The sequence below is a fragment of the Pedobacter sp. BAL39 genome (genome assembly GCF_000170795.1).
Taxonomy (GTDB): domain Bacteria; phylum Bacteroidota; class Bacteroidia; order Sphingobacteriales; family Sphingobacteriaceae; genus Pedobacter.
Map to the genome: position 1 here is coordinate 139974 of NZ_ABCM01000002.1, position 15980 is coordinate 155953.

General features: G+C 46.1%; 15 protein-coding genes. 6 read left to right on the forward strand and 9 right to left on the reverse strand.

Annotated features, from left to right (window positions below; genetic code table 11):
- The first annotated feature begins 1 nt into the window (after position 1).
- Both PBAL39_RS02860 and PBAL39_RS25770 read left to right on the forward strand, forming a co-directional pair.
- Entirely contained in the window at positions 2-499 is a 498-nt protein-coding gene (locus PBAL39_RS02860; protein ID WP_157273876.1) for a C40 family peptidase, read from the forward strand.
- 36 nt (positions 500-535) lie between these two features.
- The gene (locus tag PBAL39_RS25770; RefSeq protein ID WP_008238080.1) at positions 536-658 is read left to right on the forward strand and encodes a hypothetical protein; all 123 of its coding nucleotides are present in this window, start codon (positions 536-538) and stop codon (positions 656-658) included.
- 8 nt (positions 659-666) lie between these two features.
- On the opposite strand, the gene PBAL39_RS02865 is transcribed toward PBAL39_RS25770, so the two are convergent.
- Together PBAL39_RS02865 and PBAL39_RS02870 are read right to left on the reverse strand one after the other, a co-directional pair.
- Entirely contained in the window at positions 667-2574 is a 1908-nt protein-coding gene (locus PBAL39_RS02865) for a DUF3857 domain-containing protein (protein ID WP_008238082.1), read from the reverse strand.
- Between the two features lie 2 nt (positions 2575-2576).
- Entirely contained in the window at positions 2577-4556 is a 1980-nt protein-coding gene (locus PBAL39_RS02870; RefSeq protein ID WP_008238083.1) for a DUF3857 domain-containing protein, read from the reverse strand.
- A 230-nt stretch (positions 4557-4786) separates the two neighbouring features.
- On the opposite strand from PBAL39_RS02870, the gene PBAL39_RS02875 reads away from it, so the two are divergent.
- A complete protein-coding gene (locus PBAL39_RS02875) occupies positions 4787-5791 on the forward strand; it encodes a 3'-5' exonuclease (protein ID WP_008238085.1) in 1005 nt (334 codons plus the stop codon).
- A gap of 9 nt (positions 5792-5800) precedes the next feature.
- Positions 5801-7669 (forward strand): M1 family metallopeptidase, encoded by a 1869-nt coding sequence (locus PBAL39_RS02880; RefSeq protein WP_008238092.1) that lies wholly within the window; start codon positions 5801-5803, stop codon positions 7667-7669.
- 53 nt (positions 7670-7722) lie between these two features.
- On the opposite strand, the gene queG is transcribed toward PBAL39_RS02880, so the two are convergent.
- Positions 7723-8664, reverse strand: coding sequence for a tRNA epoxyqueuosine(34) reductase QueG (gene queG, locus PBAL39_RS02885; protein WP_008238095.1), 942 nt, complete (start codon positions 8662-8664; stop codon positions 7723-7725).
- A 78-nt stretch (positions 8665-8742) separates the two neighbouring features.
- On the opposite strand from queG, the gene PBAL39_RS02890 reads away from it, so the two are divergent.
- The gene (locus PBAL39_RS02890) at positions 8743-8967 is read left to right on the forward strand and encodes a hypothetical protein (RefSeq protein WP_008238096.1); all 225 of its coding nucleotides are present in this window, start codon (positions 8743-8745) and stop codon (positions 8965-8967) included.
- 267 nt (positions 8968-9234) lie between these two features.
- On the opposite strand, the gene PBAL39_RS02895 is transcribed toward PBAL39_RS02890, so the two are convergent.
- From PBAL39_RS02895 to pdxH, 4 genes are all read right to left on the reverse strand, one after another.
- Positions 9235-10743: a bifunctional GNAT family N-acetyltransferase/carbon-nitrogen hydrolase family protein gene (locus PBAL39_RS02895; RefSeq protein ID WP_008238098.1), complete on the reverse strand. Its 1509-nt coding sequence runs from the start codon at positions 10741-10743 to the stop codon at positions 9235-9237.
- A gap of 197 nt (positions 10744-10940) precedes the next feature.
- A complete protein-coding gene (gene ruvB / locus PBAL39_RS02900) occupies positions 10941-11963 on the reverse strand; it encodes a Holliday junction branch migration DNA helicase RuvB (RefSeq protein WP_039866053.1) in 1023 nt (340 codons plus the stop codon).
- Between the two features lie 139 nt (positions 11964-12102).
- Entirely contained in the window at positions 12103-12993 is an 891-nt protein-coding gene (locus PBAL39_RS02905; RefSeq protein ID WP_008238102.1) for a 3-hydroxybutyryl-CoA dehydrogenase, read from the reverse strand.
- Positions 12994-13017: 24 nt separating this feature from the next.
- The gene (pdxH, locus tag PBAL39_RS02910; protein WP_008238103.1) at positions 13018-13668 is read right to left on the reverse strand and encodes a pyridoxamine 5'-phosphate oxidase; all 651 of its coding nucleotides are present in this window, start codon (positions 13666-13668) and stop codon (positions 13018-13020) included.
- Between the two features lie 108 nt (positions 13669-13776).
- On the opposite strand from pdxH, the gene PBAL39_RS02915 reads away from it, so the two are divergent.
- Positions 13777-14283: a YqgE/AlgH family protein gene (locus tag PBAL39_RS02915; RefSeq protein ID WP_008238104.1), complete on the forward strand. Its 507-nt coding sequence runs from the start codon at positions 13777-13779 to the stop codon at positions 14281-14283.
- Between the two features lie 39 nt (positions 14284-14322).
- Here the strand turns inward: PBAL39_RS02915 and purE are convergent, their stop codons facing one another.
- Complete coding sequence (purE, locus tag PBAL39_RS02920; protein ID WP_008238105.1) at positions 14323-14817, reverse strand: 5-(carboxyamino)imidazole ribonucleotide mutase; 495 nt, start codon at positions 14815-14817, stop codon at positions 14323-14325.
- The gene (locus PBAL39_RS02925) at positions 14817-15956 is read right to left on the reverse strand and encodes a 5-(carboxyamino)imidazole ribonucleotide synthase (protein ID WP_008238106.1); all 1140 of its coding nucleotides are present in this window, start codon (positions 15954-15956) and stop codon (positions 14817-14819) included. The genes purE and PBAL39_RS02925 overlap by 1 nt, the downstream gene beginning before the upstream one ends.
- Between the last annotated feature and the right edge of the window lie 24 nt (positions 15957-15980).

A 15980-nucleotide genomic window follows, 5' to 3' on the forward strand; every position in this document is an offset into this window, starting at 1 on the left:
TATGAGAAGATATGCCTTATTTATACTGATGTTGTTGATGGTTATACTTTCTTCCTGCAGTTCCAGGAGAAAAACCATCAAACCAGGTACCGCTACCGCTTCCAGAGTTGCCGATGCGATGTCGCAGCTGAAAAGCAGATCCCTGTACCGTTTCATTACGGATTGGACCGGGGTACAGTATAAACTCGGCGGATTGGACAAACGGGGCATTGATTGTTCTGGATTTGCACTGCTGCTGCAGAAGGACATTTACGGGAATACGCTTCCTCGAAGGTCCAGGGACCAGGCGGAGGTGATCCGCAAAAAGAATCCTGGGCAGCTGAAGGAAGGGGACCTCATCTTCTTTTCTTTTGGTGGCGGCGCGGTAGATCATGTCGGCGTATACCTCAACAATAGTTATTTTGTACACGCTTCGACCACCAGGGGTGTTATTGTAGATGACCTCAACCTTCCGGTATATCAAAAGGCCATGGTTAAGGCGGGATCGATCAATAATTAACCGCCTTGCAAAAAAAAAGCTTTAAATTCTCCTATAATGGCTGAAAACAAACCTGAAACCTCCTTCTGGGCAAAATATAAAAAGTTCGCCACCACTGAGATACTGATGTACCTTATCATGATCATTGGCATCGCCATCGGGCTGATCGTGCTCAGCTGAACCTAGACCTAGCTGCCTTTCAATTTGAATACCGCTTTGCCACGATCGTAGTCCACTACTTTGTTCATGAAACTGGTGAACTCTTCATAGCTTGACGCCGGAAAGGTGCCGCTGTTCAATACCCGTTTTCTTTTGTAGATCAATTGCCTGCCTTTTGCGATGACCGTCATGTCATAACTCCCGAACTGTGTTTTAAGTGTTCTATTCTCCGGCATAAATTCCAACTCCATCTCCTCCGGAAGTTCATAGGTGATCTCGTCTTCGTCCGTAAAGCCCCTGTTGATGTAGACAGGCAACGTTCGTGTATTCGCCTCAGGAACAGTATTGCTTCTGTTGTAAGCGTTTAAGATCAGGTACATGCGTGTACTGGCTTTAGCGGCATAGTTGGGGATCTCCAGTTTGAGGGATTCCAGCATGGAGGGCTGTACATCTTTTTCCTGGCTCAGCTTAAAGTCTTTAAAAATGATGTTGTCGATGTTATAAATTTCCTTCAGCTTTTTGAGCTGCTCAGTATAGGGCTCCTGGATCAATTCTCCATAGTTGTCGTACTGGTCGCCACTGAACCGCGTGGTCAGCGTACCACTGGCGCTGCCATCCTTGCTGATCTGAAGTGTTGAATGACGGATCTGCTGGTTCATTTCATGGGTTAGCACCGGAGTTCTCAGGAGCTTCCCACCACCGGCGGTACAGGCAAGGACCAACCGGTCATCAGTAAATGATCCCAGATGCCCGAAAGGACTATTCTGGTCCGTACACTCCAGCCATATGGTATCCGTTTTTAAGGGCACACAAAGTATAATGTGGTTTCCGTCCATACTGGCAAAATCGGGATCCAGGCTTTTCTTCATGTTTCCGGCAGTGACCACACAATACATAGATGGTATGTTGACGACATTCAGAATGCTCTGCATGTAATTTACCAGTCCCTTACAATCGCCGTAAGCCATCCGGTGTACTTCGGCGGCTGAAATAGGCTGATTGCCACCGATACCAATCTGCACACTGATGTACCTTGTCCTTTTCTGCATGTACTCATAAAGCCTGCGTGTTTTTTGACGGTCATCGGTGATGCCGTTTACCAGTGTTCTGATTTCATTCTGTACCTCAGCCCCCAGCAGCTGCCGGTCCTTGATGAGTGCATGATATTCCCATTTTCCAAGCTCCTCCCAGCTGCTGTAACTGCCTTTCTTACCGTAAAAGCTAAACTGCTCTGCTGCGATCCTCACAGCGGTATTATAGGTGTCAGGGTCGGGCGAGAAAGACTCTGCCTTCCTTGCAGGGATATTCGCAGCTGTCCAGCTGTAGCTGTCATTCTTTTCTGTTTTGATCACTTCGGGCTTTCCTTTGAAGTTATACTCACGGATGCGAAGTTTAGTGCCCGGCTGACATAAAAAGGTAAACTTGCTTTGCAGCGTCGACATGTCCGGATATTCGCCCGGATTCCAGGTGGGAAGGATGAGGTTCTGCTTGTCGCGGATTTCTACCTCATACACTATGGTGTAAGGATAGTCCTGAACAACGGGACTGAAGCTTTTGATGCGGTTGTCGGCATAAAGGGTACCATTGCTGACCGCACTCTCATCTGAGAAATTACTCATGCTGATTTTGGAGATCAGTCCACCGAAAGCATTGTAGATACTGCCTTTTATCCGCTGTACAGACCTGCTCTTGTCATAATATATGCTCAATGCGCCATGTACATCACCGTTTTTATTCAGCACAGTTATTGCCTTTTTGACTGTGGTGATGACCAGCTCCGGCGACTTCATGTCGACGGTTGTCTCTTCCTGACGCAATACTGCAGTTGCGCGGCTTTTAAGGGTCGCCGGCAACTGATCAATGGCATAGTTCTCCTGAGCTGTCAGGGAGCTGAGGGAACAAAGGATAGTGAATAGGGAAAGACAATATTTACGCATGGTTATTTACCGGACTTTTTTAATAAAATGTCTGTTTTCTGCACCTGGATAATGCGGCTGAAAAATTCTTTCAGCGACAGGTATTCCTCTGGGGCATAGATGGGTTTACTGAGCTGCAACAACTGTGAAAAAGAAATTTTATGGTCTTCAAAAGCTGTGCTGCTGAGGTAGCGCCCCCCCGCATTGGCTAATGAAATGTTTAAATTCCTGGGCTGGTCTTTCAGTTCAAAGCTTTCGGGTACTTCAAGGATCATGGTAAGACGGCTTTCTTTGGCTGTTCCGAGGTCAATGGGGTAAGTTCTTTCGTCAAGATTGAAAGGATTTTTTTCAATCTTATCCATGAAAAAAGGATTTAGGAACAGCTGTGGGTGTGCCATACTTTCGTAACCCAGCATTTCAATGGTATACCGCTCAATCAGGGGCAGGTCCAGGCTATCCAGATTTTCAATTTCGTGCGCCAGGATGCGGTATTGAGGTTTTTGTTCGTCGAGCTTTTCAACAAATTCATCTATAGATCCCGCTTTTTGAATGGCCTTACGCTTATCCACACCCGAATATCCCGACGAATAGGTGATCAGCTCGCCCCGGATTTTGCCGTCATCACCGAGCTTTGCTGTCATGTTGTTACGTGTATAGTCTTTTTCACTCGAGAGCAGGTCAATCCAGTAACTTGGTTTTTTGAGGCTGATCACACGTCCCTGTCCATTAATGCAATGTAAAGGCAGCAATCCAAATGGCATCATCGGTGTGGAGGCATCCAACAGGAAACTTTTGTCGCCAATATTCACTTTGGCTACGACGTAGTCAAAGTCGGACAGCACAGGGAAAAGTGTATTGATGGCTCCGTTTTTCCTGGTAGACAGTACCACTGCCTCGGCATCGAGGTCTGCTGCCGTTAAAGCAGAAATCAGGGCCAGGTTAATGTCGCCTGTATTGCCGGAATGTGATTCCAGTGCTTTTTTTACCACTGTTTCGCTGTAGATGCCAATAAATCCATTGGACTTGATATTGCTGCTGATGTAGCGATATACGGCCTTTGCCTTGCCGAGTTCATCCGTTGAACCTTTCAGTATCGAGGGCATCAACTCCTTGAAGGCATCTTTCTTTTTCATCTGGGAGCCAAATCTGTTGTCTTTTACCAGTTCATATTCGATGTCTTTCCAGGTCTTCGTTACGTTTCTTTTTGACCCGTCGAGCAACATATAGTCGCTCAGTTCAAAATACATAGCCGCCCTGAAGTTGCTTGCCGCCGTCATGTAGTCCTCCTCAATAAACGCCGGAACATTGTCCATCACATAAGTCATCTTGGAGCAGTTGATGTCACGGCCATTGATCCTCATGCAACCATTAGCTACGACGCCATTGGAAGAGCTCAGCTTAAGGGGACCGCGAAGGACCACATTGTAATTGTAAAGCCCCGGGATGAATGCGACGTACTTGCTGCTGACTTTAGGAATGTCAGACTGGAAGTCCCAGGTTTTAAAGTTGAAAATATAGTTGATCCTGAGTTTATAGCTGTATTGGACGATGCTGCCTTCCTGCAGGTTGGGGAGCGTAAACTTCGATACCGATGTATATTTGTTCAGTTTTTCGTTGAAGATTTTGGAATTATCCAGTTCGTGGCGTACAAACTCATTGTTTACATAGTTGATCGTTACTGCTTTGACGTCAGTCAGCTTGTCCATATCTCCATCTTTATAGATGTGTTTATAGATGGCAATGTTACCATGTTCAAAACCTTTTTTATTGAAGATTTTAATTTGTGCCTGGTACTCGTAGTCAATGTAGAGCGACCCGGTGTTGTCATCAAAGTTCATCCTTGCCGTGCCGTATTCAAGCTGCACCTCTGCATTGGCATTGCTGTCGATCAGGGAGCGCTTGGCCTGCATGTCTTCATGTGTAACAAAGCCAAAATTGGGCAGCTGCGCATAAGTGGCCAGTTGCGTTAATAATAGGAGTGGGAGCAGATAAAAATATTTCATAAGAGCTTATTCTAATGCTGCGCAAGTTAAACTTAGTTGTGGAGAAATAAAAATGATTTTGAATGGTTTAGAGCGCATTTTTTGGAAATAAAGACAATCGATTAATATTTAGAAGATTAGGAAATAAGTTAAGGTTTAATGGATGATTTTTACGACTTTTGAGTAGGTACCAAAGGGGTCAAAAGAATCCTTAATGGTTCGTAAACCCCCAAAAAAATAGTGATATACTAATGAAATTAAATTTAAACCGCCCTCTAGCTTTTTTTGATCTTGAAACCACTGGTGTAAATGTTGGATCCGATCGCATTGTTGAAATTGCCATTCTGAAGGCCATGCCCGATGGTACTGAACTGATTAAAACCCTTCGCATCAATCCTGAAATGCCCATTCCATTGGCATCTTCATTGATTCATGGCATCTATGATGAGCATATCGCCGCTGAGCCGACCTTCAAAGCGGTCGCTGCTGAAGTGGCTGAATTTATTGGTGATGCTGACCTTGCGGGATACAACTCTAACAGGTTTGATATCCCGGTGCTGCTGGAAGAATTTCTGAGAGCAGGTGTTGATTTTGACATGTCCGACCGCAAGTTCGTAGATGTGCAGAACATCTTCCACCAGATGGAGCAGCGTACCCTAAAGGCGGCATACAAGTTTTACTGCGATAAGGATATTATCAATGCGCACTCTGCTGAGGCCGACATCACTGCTACTTATCATGTACTGCTTGCGCAGATTGAGCGTTATGCAGACACTGACTTTGAAGATAAACAAGGAAACGTCTCCAAACCTGTACAAAACAGCGTTGAAGCACTGCATACTTTCACCAATATGAACAAACCGGTAGACTTTGCAGGCAGAATGGTATTCAATGAGGATGATCAGGAATGTTTTAATTTCGGTAAACATAAAGGTAAAACGGTAGAGCAGGTGTTCGATATTGAGCCGAGCTACTATGCATGGATGAAACAAGGTGATTTTCCATTATATACTAAGAAAAAACTGGAAGAAATCTGGACGCGCTGGAGCAAAAAGAAAGAGCTGCTGAAACAAGAGAAAAACCAGCAACAGGCAGCAGCAGTCAATAAGCCTAAACCGGCAACACCTCAGGGTAATACCGGTAATGCCAACCGTCCTAACCCGAATGCAGCCAACCCACAGCAGAAAAAGCCAAAACCAGCAGTGGAGGTCACAAATGATATGCTGGAGCAGTTGAAAATGAAATTCGGCAAGTAAGGGTTATCTATGAAGAGCATCTCTTTATTCATTACTGCCATTTGTCTTTCTGGAATGGTTGCCGCGCAGGAAACCCTGCCTGTTCCGGCAGAGGTGCAGGCTGCATATGCGAAGGAAACACGCACCATCACAGGCAGACCCGGCGCCAAATATTGGCAGAATACGGCAAACTACGACCTGAAAGTGGACTTTAATCCTGCTACAAGGGTGCTGAAAGGTGCCGTGGATGTGATTTATGAAAACAATAGTCCGGATGTGCTCAGCACACTCTGGTTTAAGCTGTATCCCAACCTCTATAAAAAGGGTGTTCCGCGTGAATCCAAGCTCAATGAACGTGACCTCAACGAAGGGGTTAAAATCCTTTCCATAGTGGCCGAAGGGAAGCAGATTCCGGAGAACAGCATCCACATAGATGGTACCAATATGCAGGTTGATATTGCTGCCCTGAAGCCCGGCAAGCAACTGAAGCTCAAGATCGACTATCAGTATGAGCTGAACAAAGGTTCTCATATGCGCACGGGTCAGGTGGATGAGGGTTCTCATTTTGTTGCCTATTTTTTCCCCCGCATTGCTGTGTATGACGACATTGATGGCTGGAACAAGTATCCCTACACTGGAGATGTGGAGTTTTACAACGACTTCTGCAATTTCAAGGCAGAGATTACCGTTCCAAACCAGTTTGCAGTATGGGCCACAGGGGATCTCCTGAATGCGAAGAAGGTATATTCAAAATCTGTTGCTGAGCGACTGGAGCGGGCGGAAACGTCTGATGCGGTGGTTGATGTGATCAATGATCAGGATCTTGCTGCCAGAAACTTTACCAATGCTGAGCAGCCCTACAATACCTGGAAGTTTGATGGCAGGAATGTGACGGATTTTGTCTTCGCACTGAGCGACCATTACCTGTGGAAATCGGTCAGCCTGGTCGTAGACCCGGCAAGCAAGCGGCGCACAAGAGTGGATGCCGTATTTAACCCGATCCACAAGGACTATTATGAGGTGATTGACTTTGCAAAGCAAACAGTGTATGCGATGAGTTATAAATTTCCGAAATGGCCTTTTCCTTATCCACATGAGACGATTTTCGACGGGTTGGACCAGATGGAATATCCAATGATGGTCAACGATAACCCGGTCGACAGCCGTGAGGATGCGATCACCTTAACGGTACATGAGATCTTCCATACCATGTTTCCTTTTTATATGGGTACCAATGAAACGAAATATGCCTGGATGGATGAAGGCTGGGCGACGATCGGGGAATGGCTGATTGCGCCGATGATAGAGCCTTCTATGGTGGACGAGTATGGCGTGGTGCCTACTGCGGTGGCGTCAGGCACCAAAGACGATGTTCCAGTCATGACATTGAGTACCGAGCTGAAAGGGAGCGCCACCTTCACCAATTCCTATCCCAAGCCGGGAATGGGCTATTTATATATCAAGGATTATCTGGGTGATGCGCTTTTTCATAAGGCTCTACACCATTACATCAGCCAGTGGCAGGGAAAACATCCGATGCCTTACGACTTCTTCAACAGCATGAACGAAGGCTCCGGGAAAAACCTGAACTGGTTCTGGAAACGCTGGTTTTTCAGTGAAGGGGTAACAGATATGGCGCTCACAGCTGCCAATAAAACGGCAGATGGTTATTTGTTCCACATCAGCACAAAAGGGATAAAACCCCTTCCTGTAGACCTGCAGCTGACTTATACCGATGGTACAAAGGAGCAGGTACACCGTTCAATCGCAGTATGGGAGAAAGGTGATCAGCAGATCACTGTGCCGGTACAGACCACAAAAAAGCTAAAAAGGGCAGAATTGGGCAGTGCTCATGTACCCGATAAAGACCGCTCGGACAACATCATCAGGGTCAACTAAACTAATGGCATATATGCTTATCCCGAAGCGACGATGAGCAGATACTGAAGGACTTACTTGGGAATGGTTTTAATGAAATCAATGTTCCTGGTAAGTCCTTTGAACTTTGTACGCTTTACCGCCGAATTTTTAAAGATCGTCCTGAACACATCTTCTGTAATGTCTAGCCAGTCTTCGCGTTTCATCTGGAGCAGGTTTTCATTGGGCTGAAACTTAGGCTCGGAATGGGGTACGGAGAAACGGTTCCAGGGACATACATCCTGACAGATATCGCAGCCAAACATCCAGTTGTCCATCTTGTCGTTGAACTGTTCGGGGATCTCTTCTCTGAGCTCAATGGTGAGGTAGGAGATGCATTTGTTGGCATCGATGATGAAAGGAGAGAGGATGGCTTCTGTAGGGCAGGCATCAATACATCTGGTACAGCTGCCGCAGTGGTCGGTGGAAAAGGGGTGGTCATACTCCAGTTCCAGGTCCACGATAAGCTCTGCGAGGAAGAAAAAAGAACCACTTTTTTTGTTGATAAGGTTGCTGTTTTTACCGATCCAGCCGATACCTGCGCGTTTGGCCCAGGCACGGTCCATCACAGGCGCTGAGTCTACAAATGCGCGGCCTGAGACTTCGCCAATTTCTTCAGTAATGAAGTTGAGCAGCTGGAAGAGCTTGTCCTTGATCACCAGGTGATAATCCGTACCGTAGGCATATTTGGAGATCTTCGGCGCGTCAGGATCCTGCTGCTGGTCCTCAGGGAAGTAGTTGAGTGTAAGAGAAATGACTGATTTAGCGTCATCCACCAGCAACCTGGGGTCTAGCCGTTTGTCAAAATGGTTCTCCATGTAAGCCATTTGCCCATGGTGGTTTTTGTGGAGCCATTGCTCCAATCGCGGTGCTTCTTCTTCCAGGAAATCTGCCTTGGCAATGCCGCATTGCATGAAGCCCAGCCGGAGTGCCTCATCTTTAATCAGCTTGCTATATCGGGAAGAATTATTCAGCATCTGCTACAAAGATAGGAAATCGCCTGAAAACCTTTTAAACGAACATTTGTTATTAAATTACAACCAACATTTAGACCTATGGAAAATACAGGAAACAACATCGATCCAAAACATATAGAAGATCCAAACAAGCCATCAAAACCAATAGAGACTGATTATGAGAAACATCAGGAGGATCCCGGACCATCACCGGAGGCAGTAAATGAGTATGATAGAAATGGTGCCTCAAAGGTCATGAAATGGATCATACCGATCCTCGTGGTTGCCTTATTGATCTACTGGCTGGCATTCAGAAATGCTTAACAGGAGCACGTGACGTGGCCTGTCAGCGCAACCGTTTTAAGCGCAGGATTGCTGACCATACACGCAGATAGTTTTTAGAACTGGACAGCTCTCTTTTATGCTAAACACAATTCCCCAACTGCATCATGCGGTTGGGGTTTTTTATTTCTGACTGAATACTTTTCCCAATTGTAACCGACGTAGTAATGACCTGCCTAGATAGCTTTTTATTATTTAGATAACACTGTTAAATGATGCGTTCAGTCAACGGCATCATCTGTGTGTTATTTATTTCAACAGCCTGACCTCATACAGGTCTTTGCGCCTGTCTTTCATGATTTTTACCGTTCCGAAATGGTGGAGTTCGTCCAGCAGGTGCAGGTCTACGTCTACTACCAGCATCATCTCTGTATTCGGGGTCGTTTCCGCTTTTACCGCGTTTGTAGGAAAGGCAAAGTCTGACGGGGTAAATACAGCAGATTGTGCAAACTGGATGTCCATGTTGTTTACTTTTGGGAGGTTTCCAACACATCCTGCAATGGCCACATAACACTCATTCTCAATTGCCCGCGCCTGTGCGCAGTGTCTCACACGCGTGTATCCGTTTTGTGTGTCGGTGAGAAAGGGGACAAAGAGAATCTGCATGCCCTGATCAGCATAAATCCTGCTGAGCTCCGGGAACTCTACGTCATAACAGATCAGGATCCCTATTTTACCACAATCGGTATCGAAAACCTGAATCTTATCGCCGCCAACCATTCCATAGTATTTCTGCTCATTGGGAGTGATCTGGATCTTTCTGTATTCGTCCGTTTTACCTGTCCGGTGGCACAGGTAAGTCGCGTTGTACAATTTGTTGTTCTCAATAATCGGCATACTGCCGGAGATGATGTTTACATTGTAAGACACCGCATATTCCTGGATTTTATGCACAATTTCTTCCGTCTTTCCTGCCAGCATGCGCATGGCTTCCATTTCAGGAAGGTGGTTGTAAGGTTGCAACAGCGGCGTGTTAAAGAACTCTGGAAACATGATGAAATCCGATTTGTAGCCGCTTACGGCATCTACAAAAAACTCAACCTGTTCATAAAAAGCCTCCATGTCTGGAAAAAGACGCATTTGCCACTGTACGAGGCCAATTCTGATCGTTTTTGCAGATCTTGCAGAGGCATCAATTCCCTGGTAGTAGATGTTGTTCCATTCCAGCAAGGTGGCGTAGTCTTTAGATTCATGATCTCCGGGGAGGTAGTTTTTTAAAACTTTCCTCACGTGAAAGTCGTTGGAAATCTGGAAGGTGAGGGTTGGGTCAAAAATCTCCTTGGCCTTTACCTTGTCTATATATTGTCGAGGGCTGAGCTTGCCGGCGTATTCATGGTATCTTGGGATACGTCCTCCGGCGATGATACTCTTCAGGTTCAGGCTTTCACAAAGTTCCTTGCGGGCCTCATATAACCGCCTCCCCAGTCGCAGACCCCGGAATTCCGGATGTACAAAGATTTCTATGCCATATAGGACATCACCTGCGGAATCGTGTGTAGAAAAGGAGTAATCGCCAGTGATATTTTTGTAGGTATGCTTGTCCCCATATTCATCATAATCTACAATAATGGACAAGGAGCAAGCTACCACTTTATCATCTACAGCGATGCAGAGCTGGCCTTCAGGGAATAGTTTCAACAGCCTTTCTATGCTGCTTTTGCTCCATATTTGCCCGCCCAGCGTATCATAAGCCTGTAGCATGGATTCCTTGAGGTCGTTGTAGTCAGATAAGGTGAGTCGTCTTGTTTCGATGTTCATAAGCTATTTTTAGCCTATGTGTACAGAAATGATGCCTAAAAGGTATTCAGATGTCAAGAAGACGCACTTTTTATGTCAGCAGTCTTAATTTACCCGGAAACAAAATCGGAACAGTATGCCCATCTTCTTTAAAACTACACATCCGTTTGGTTTAAGGCCACGTAGCTGTCTTTTTTAAAGCCACGTACTTGTCTTATTTAAAACAACATCCCTGTTTGTCCGGGAAAATTCTTCTGCAGGTGTTTATAGGCAGCTTCGGTAGCTTCCCTGCCTCTTGATGTACGCATCAGGAAGCCCTCCTGAATGAGGAATGGTTCGTACACCTCTTCAATGGTGCCTTCATCTTCTCCCACAGCTGTAGCAATGGTTTTTAAACCTACAGGCCCCCCCTTAAACTTATCAATGATGGTGACGAGGATTTTGTTGTCCATTTCATCCAAACCGTGTTCATCAACATTCAAGGCCTTGAGTGCATATCTGGAAATTTCTGTATTGATGGTGCCATCACCTTTGATCTGCGCAAAATCGCGTGTTCTCCTCAGTAGGGCATTGGCAATACGAGGAGTACCGCGGCTTCGTCTGGCGATCTCATAAGCGCCTTCCTCTGTAATGGGCGTCTTTAAGATCTGTGAGGACCTCAGTACGATTGTTGTCAGTAGTTTTGCATCATAATAAGCAAGCCTGGAGTTGATCCCGAACCTTGCACGTAACGGCGCGGTAAGGAGCCCTGATCTGGTGGTGGCACCAACAAGCGTAAAGGGGTTAAGTGAAATCTGTACAGACCTCGCATTCGGACCGCTTTCCAGCATAATGTCAATCTTGAAATCCTCCATCGCAGAATAGAGGTATTCCTCTACGAGCGGACTGAGCCTGTGGATCTCATCGATAAAGAGGATATCACCTGTATCCAGGCCCGTCAGCAAACCGGCAAGGTCACCTGGCTTGTCCAGCACAGGGCCGGAGGTTACCTTAATGCCAACACTCATCTCATTGGCAATAATATAGGATAGCGTGGTTTTACCCAGTCCTGGAGGGCCATGCAGTAGCACGTGATCTAACGGCTCCCCGCGGAGCTTGGCCGCTTTTACGAAGATCTTGAGGTTTTCCATGATCTTATCCTGACCGGTAAAATCTTCAAATGCCTGGGGACGCAATACTTTTTCTATATCACGTTCAACAGGCGAAAGGTTTTCTGAAGAGGGGTCAAGGTTTTCGTTCATCATGTATAATTTCGTAAAGACATAAGGCTGATGCTGAATCTGTAAACGGCACGCTGAGCGCAGCATTTAAAGAACATTCAGCATATACTTTTCGTGTGCAAAGTTAATATAAAAGGATTGACGAAGGAATGTTCTTCCTTCATTTGCTGAATTTAGCCGATACCTCAGGGTTTTTTATGCCCTGACTATAGTCGTAGAAGCCTTCACCCGATTTTACTCCTTTTTTTCCGGCAGTGACCATATTGACCAGCAGCGGGCAGGGGGCATATTTCGGATTGGCAAAGCCTTCATGCAACACCTGCATGATGGCCAGGCATACATCGAGGCCGATAAAGTCGGCGAGCTGCAAGGGGCCCATTGGATGTGCCATGCCAAGGGTCATTACCGTATCGATTTCCCTGACGCCGGCAACGCCTTCATACAAACTGTAAATGGCCTCATTGATCATGGGCATGAGGATCCTGTTGGCTACAAAGCCGGGGTAATCATTGACCTCAACAGGCACTTTTGACAGTTTCCTGGAGAGGTCCATGATGATGTTGGTCGTTTGGTCGGAGGTAGCGTAACCCCTGATGACTTCCACGAGCTTCATCACCGGAACGGGGTTCATGAAATGCATACCGATGATGCGGTCGCGGCGTTCCGTTGCTGAAGCAATTCTGGTAATGGATATAGAAGAGGTGTTGCTGGCCAGGATGGCCTCCTTTGGGGCGAAAGCGTCAAGATCTTTAAAGATCTTCAATTTGAGCTCCATGTTCTCTGTAGCCGCTTCCACCACGAGATCGGCCTCAGCCACACCCGTCTTCAGGTCGCTGAAGGTGCTGATGTTGCCAAGGATAATGGTTTTGTCCTTTCCGGTGATGACTTCCTTTGCCACCTGTCTGTCCAGGTTTTTGCTGATGGTAACCATCGCCTGTTCAAGTGCTTCTCCACGGACATCCACGAGGTTTACCTGGTAGCCGAACTGTGCAAAAGTATGTGCGATGCCATTGCCCATGGTTCCGGAGCCGATCACTGCAATTTTCTTCATATCTCTAAAATTTATAGCTGTAGGTTATGGCGCTAATCTATTGATAATCCACGAACCATTGGTAAACTCATAGGCAATACGGTCGTGCAGCCTGCTTGGACGTCCCTGCCAGAATTCAACGCTGGTAGGTGTCAGCAGGTAGCCACCCCAATACTCCGGACGGGGAACTTCCTGATCTTTGTACGTTTCGCTCAGCAGTTCCACTTTAGTCTCCAGGACTTCACGGCTGCCGATTTTGCTGCTTTGCATGGAGGCACTGGCGCCAATCTGGCTGCCCACAGGGCGGGAATGGAAATAGGCGGTGGATTCTTCCTCGGAGACTTTCGTCACGCTGCCCTCAATACATACCTGTCGCTCCAGCTCAGGCCAGAAAAAAACCATGGATGCATAGGGGTTGACAGCGAGCTCCTTACCTTTATGACTTTCATAGTTGGTAAAGAAAACAAAGCCGTTTTCATCAAAGCCCTTTAGCAGGACAATGCGCGCGGAAGGTTTTCCTGCTGCATTTGCCGTTGCCAGGGTCATCACATTAGGCTCGAAAAGCTGTGCGTCCAGGGCTTCGGTAAACCACTTTTTAAATTGTTGGATCGGATTGCTGTCGACATCAGTTTCGGCCAGCTCAGCTGAACGATACTCTTGTCTTAAATTTTGCAAATTCTCTTTAGTAAGCTCCATTTGTACAAAAATAGGTTTTAATTTATATGAAATTATCGCTAAATTTCCACAATGTTAAGTCAAATACAGCCATCACCAGGTAAATTATTGATTTCAGAACCATTCTTAATGGATCCGAATTTTAAGCGTTCCGTGGTGCTGCTTACTGACCATCAGGAGGAGGGAACAGTGGGCTTCATCTTAAACCAGCGCAGTACATTGATACTCAGCGATCTTGTCCCGGAATTTGCTGGAGTAGCGCTTCCGGTGTATATCGGAGGGCCTGTTGCTACAGATACGCTGCACTTTATCCACCGTTGTTACGACCGGCTTAATGACGGCCAGGAAGTGGCAAAAGGCATTTATTGGGGTGGTAATTTTGAGGCACTGAAGGTTTTATTGCTGACAGGCAGTATTGAACCTGCGGAAATCAAATTTTTTATCGGTTATTCCGGATGGTCTGAGGGCCAGTTGAAGCTTGAGCTTGAGGAGAATACCTGGATGGTGTCCGATAGGTTCCATGCCGATGTGGTATTCTCTGATAATGAAGAAGAACTTTGGAGGGAAGCTGTGATTAACCTTGGTCCAAGGTATGCACACATCAGCAACTTCCCTAAAGATCCGAATATGAATTAGTGATCAGATAAATGTAAGCTCAGCGAAAGATGATAGGACTTAGCTGTATGATTCTACGTCGATTGCACTTTCTTCAATTTTTTTCTTGAGGTCATCTTTATACTGTTGCATTTTTATGCTTAGCGATGCATCTGCTGTAGCAAGGATTTGTACCGCCAGCAGTCCTGCATTCTTTGCCGCATTCAGTGCCACAGTCGCTACAGGAATGCCATTTGGCATTTGGAGGATCGACAGGATAGAATCCCAGCCATCAATTGAGTTGGAGGATTTTACCGGGACGCCGATCACCGGAAGGGTGGTGATGGAAGCTACCATCCCCGGAAGGTGTGCTGCACCGCCGGCACCGGCAATGATGACCTTCAAACCCCGTGAAGCCGCCTGCTTTGCATAATCGAACATCTTTTCCGGCGTACGGTGAGCGGATACGACGGTCATTTCAAATTCAACATTGAATTCTTTGAAAATATCGGCAGCGTCTTTCATGATGTGAAGGTCAGACTTGCTGCCCATAATAATGCCTACTTGTATGCTCATTAGGATATAACTTTTAGTGTGTTTTTGATATAATTTGCTTTTTCAATTGCTTTCTCGCGGTTTTGGTCAACGATGGTGACGTGTCCCATCTTACGGAAAGGCTTGGTGTACTTCTTGCCATACAGGTGTACGTAAACACCATCAATGGCCATGATTTTCTCCAGTCCCTGGTATTTGGCAACGCCATTGTGGTTTTTTTCACCCAGGAGGTTGATCATCACTGCATTGCTGATGGGGCGGGTATCCCCTAAAGGCAGATTAAAGATGGCGCGCAGGTGTTGCTCAAACTGAGACACATAATTGCCTTCAATGGTATGGTGTCCACTATTGTGCGGACGCGGTGCAAGTTCATTGACGAGGATTTCGCCATCCTTAGTCACGAACATCTCCACCGCAAGTAAACCGGTGATGTTGAGTGAGGATGCAATGTTCTTAGCGATATTCTCCGCCCGCTCCTGTAAAGATTCAGGATAGGTGGAAGGAGAAATCAGAAACTCAACCAGGTTGGCTTCTGCGTTAAATTCCATTTCTACCATTGGAAACGTCTTTACGTCGCCGTTGGAATTTCTGGAGACAATGACTGCAATTTCCTTTTCGAAATCGACCAGTTCTTCAATCAGGCATGGTGCATCAAAGGCCTGCTCAATGTCTGCAGCACCGTTGATTCTCATTACCCCCTTACCATCATAACCATCGCGGCGTTGCTTGAGGATATAAGGGAAGGCGAAATGACTGTTTTTAATGTCTTCTCTTGTATTCACCAGTTGAAATGGTGCGGTAGGGATGTTATTTTCTTTAAAAAATTGTTTCTGAACGCCCTTATCCTGGATGAGCCTGATGACCCTTGCCTGCGGAAATACCTGCTTGCCTTCCTTTTCGAGCTGCTCAAGGGCCTCTATGTTTACCTTTTCTATTTCAATGGTGATGATGTCTGCCTTCTTGCCGAAGTTGTAGACGGTGTCAAAGTCGGTAATGGAACCGCATTCAAAGTAGTTTGCAAGGTGTTTACAAGGAGCGTCAGTATCCGGATCTAAAATTAAAGTGGTTAAATTATAATTGATGGCTTCCTGGATCAGCATCCTGCCCAGTTGACCTCCACCTAATATGCCTAATTTTAAATCACTTATTTGTTTTGCCATATTGATATGAAAAAGTTATGCTTA

What these genes read in the sequence shown, in the direction of transcription:
- PBAL39_RS02915 (WP_008238104.1), top strand. Translation starts at nt 13,777, where the DNA reads ATGGATCCGAATTTTAAGCGTTCCGTGGTGCTGCTTACTGACCATCAG.
- PBAL39_RS02890 (WP_008238096.1), top strand. Translation starts at nt 8,743, where the DNA reads ATGGAAAATACAGGAAACAACATCGATCCAAAACATATAGAAGATCCA.
- PBAL39_RS02905 (WP_008238102.1), bottom strand. Translation starts at nt 12,993, where the DNA reads ATGAAGAAAATTGCAGTGATCGGCTCCGGAACCATGGGCAATGGCATC.
- PBAL39_RS02925 (WP_008238106.1), bottom strand. Translation starts at nt 15,956, where the DNA reads ATGGCAAAACAAATAAGTGATTTAAAATTAGGCATATTAGGTGGAGGT.
- PBAL39_RS02895 (WP_008238098.1), bottom strand. Translation starts at nt 10,743, where the DNA reads ATGAACATCGAAACAAGACGACTCACCTTATCTGACTACAACGACCTC.
- PBAL39_RS25770 (WP_008238080.1), top strand. Translation starts at nt 536, where the DNA reads ATGGCTGAAAACAAACCTGAAACCTCCTTCTGGGCAAAATATAAAAAG.
- pdxH (WP_008238103.1), bottom strand. Translation starts at nt 13,668, where the DNA reads ATGGAGCTTACTAAAGAGAATTTGCAAAATTTAAGACAAGAGTATCGT.
- PBAL39_RS02870 (WP_008238083.1), bottom strand. Translation starts at nt 4,556, where the DNA reads ATGAAATATTTTTATCTGCTCCCACTCCTATTATTAACGCAACTGGCC.
- PBAL39_RS02875 (WP_008238085.1), top strand. Translation starts at nt 4,787, where the DNA reads ATGAAATTAAATTTAAACCGCCCTCTAGCTTTTTTTGATCTTGAAACC.
- purE (WP_008238105.1), bottom strand. Translation starts at nt 14,817, where the DNA reads ATGAGCATACAAGTAGGCATTATTATGGGCAGCAAGTCTGACCTTCAC.
- queG (WP_008238095.1), bottom strand. Translation starts at nt 8,664, where the DNA reads ATGCTGAATAATTCTTCCCGATATAGCAAGCTGATTAAAGATGAGGCA.
- PBAL39_RS02880 (WP_008238092.1), top strand. Translation starts at nt 5,801, where the DNA reads ATGAAGAGCATCTCTTTATTCATTACTGCCATTTGTCTTTCTGGAATG.
- ruvB (WP_039866053.1), bottom strand. Translation starts at nt 11,963, where the DNA reads ATGAACGAAAACCTTGACCCCTCTTCAGAAAACCTTTCGCCTGTTGAA.
- PBAL39_RS02860 (WP_157273876.1), top strand. Translation starts at nt 2, where the DNA reads ATGAGAAGATATGCCTTATTTATACTGATGTTGTTGATGGTTATACTT.
- PBAL39_RS02865 (WP_008238082.1), bottom strand. Translation starts at nt 2,574, where the DNA reads ATGCGTAAATATTGTCTTTCCCTATTCACTATCCTTTGTTCCCTCAGC.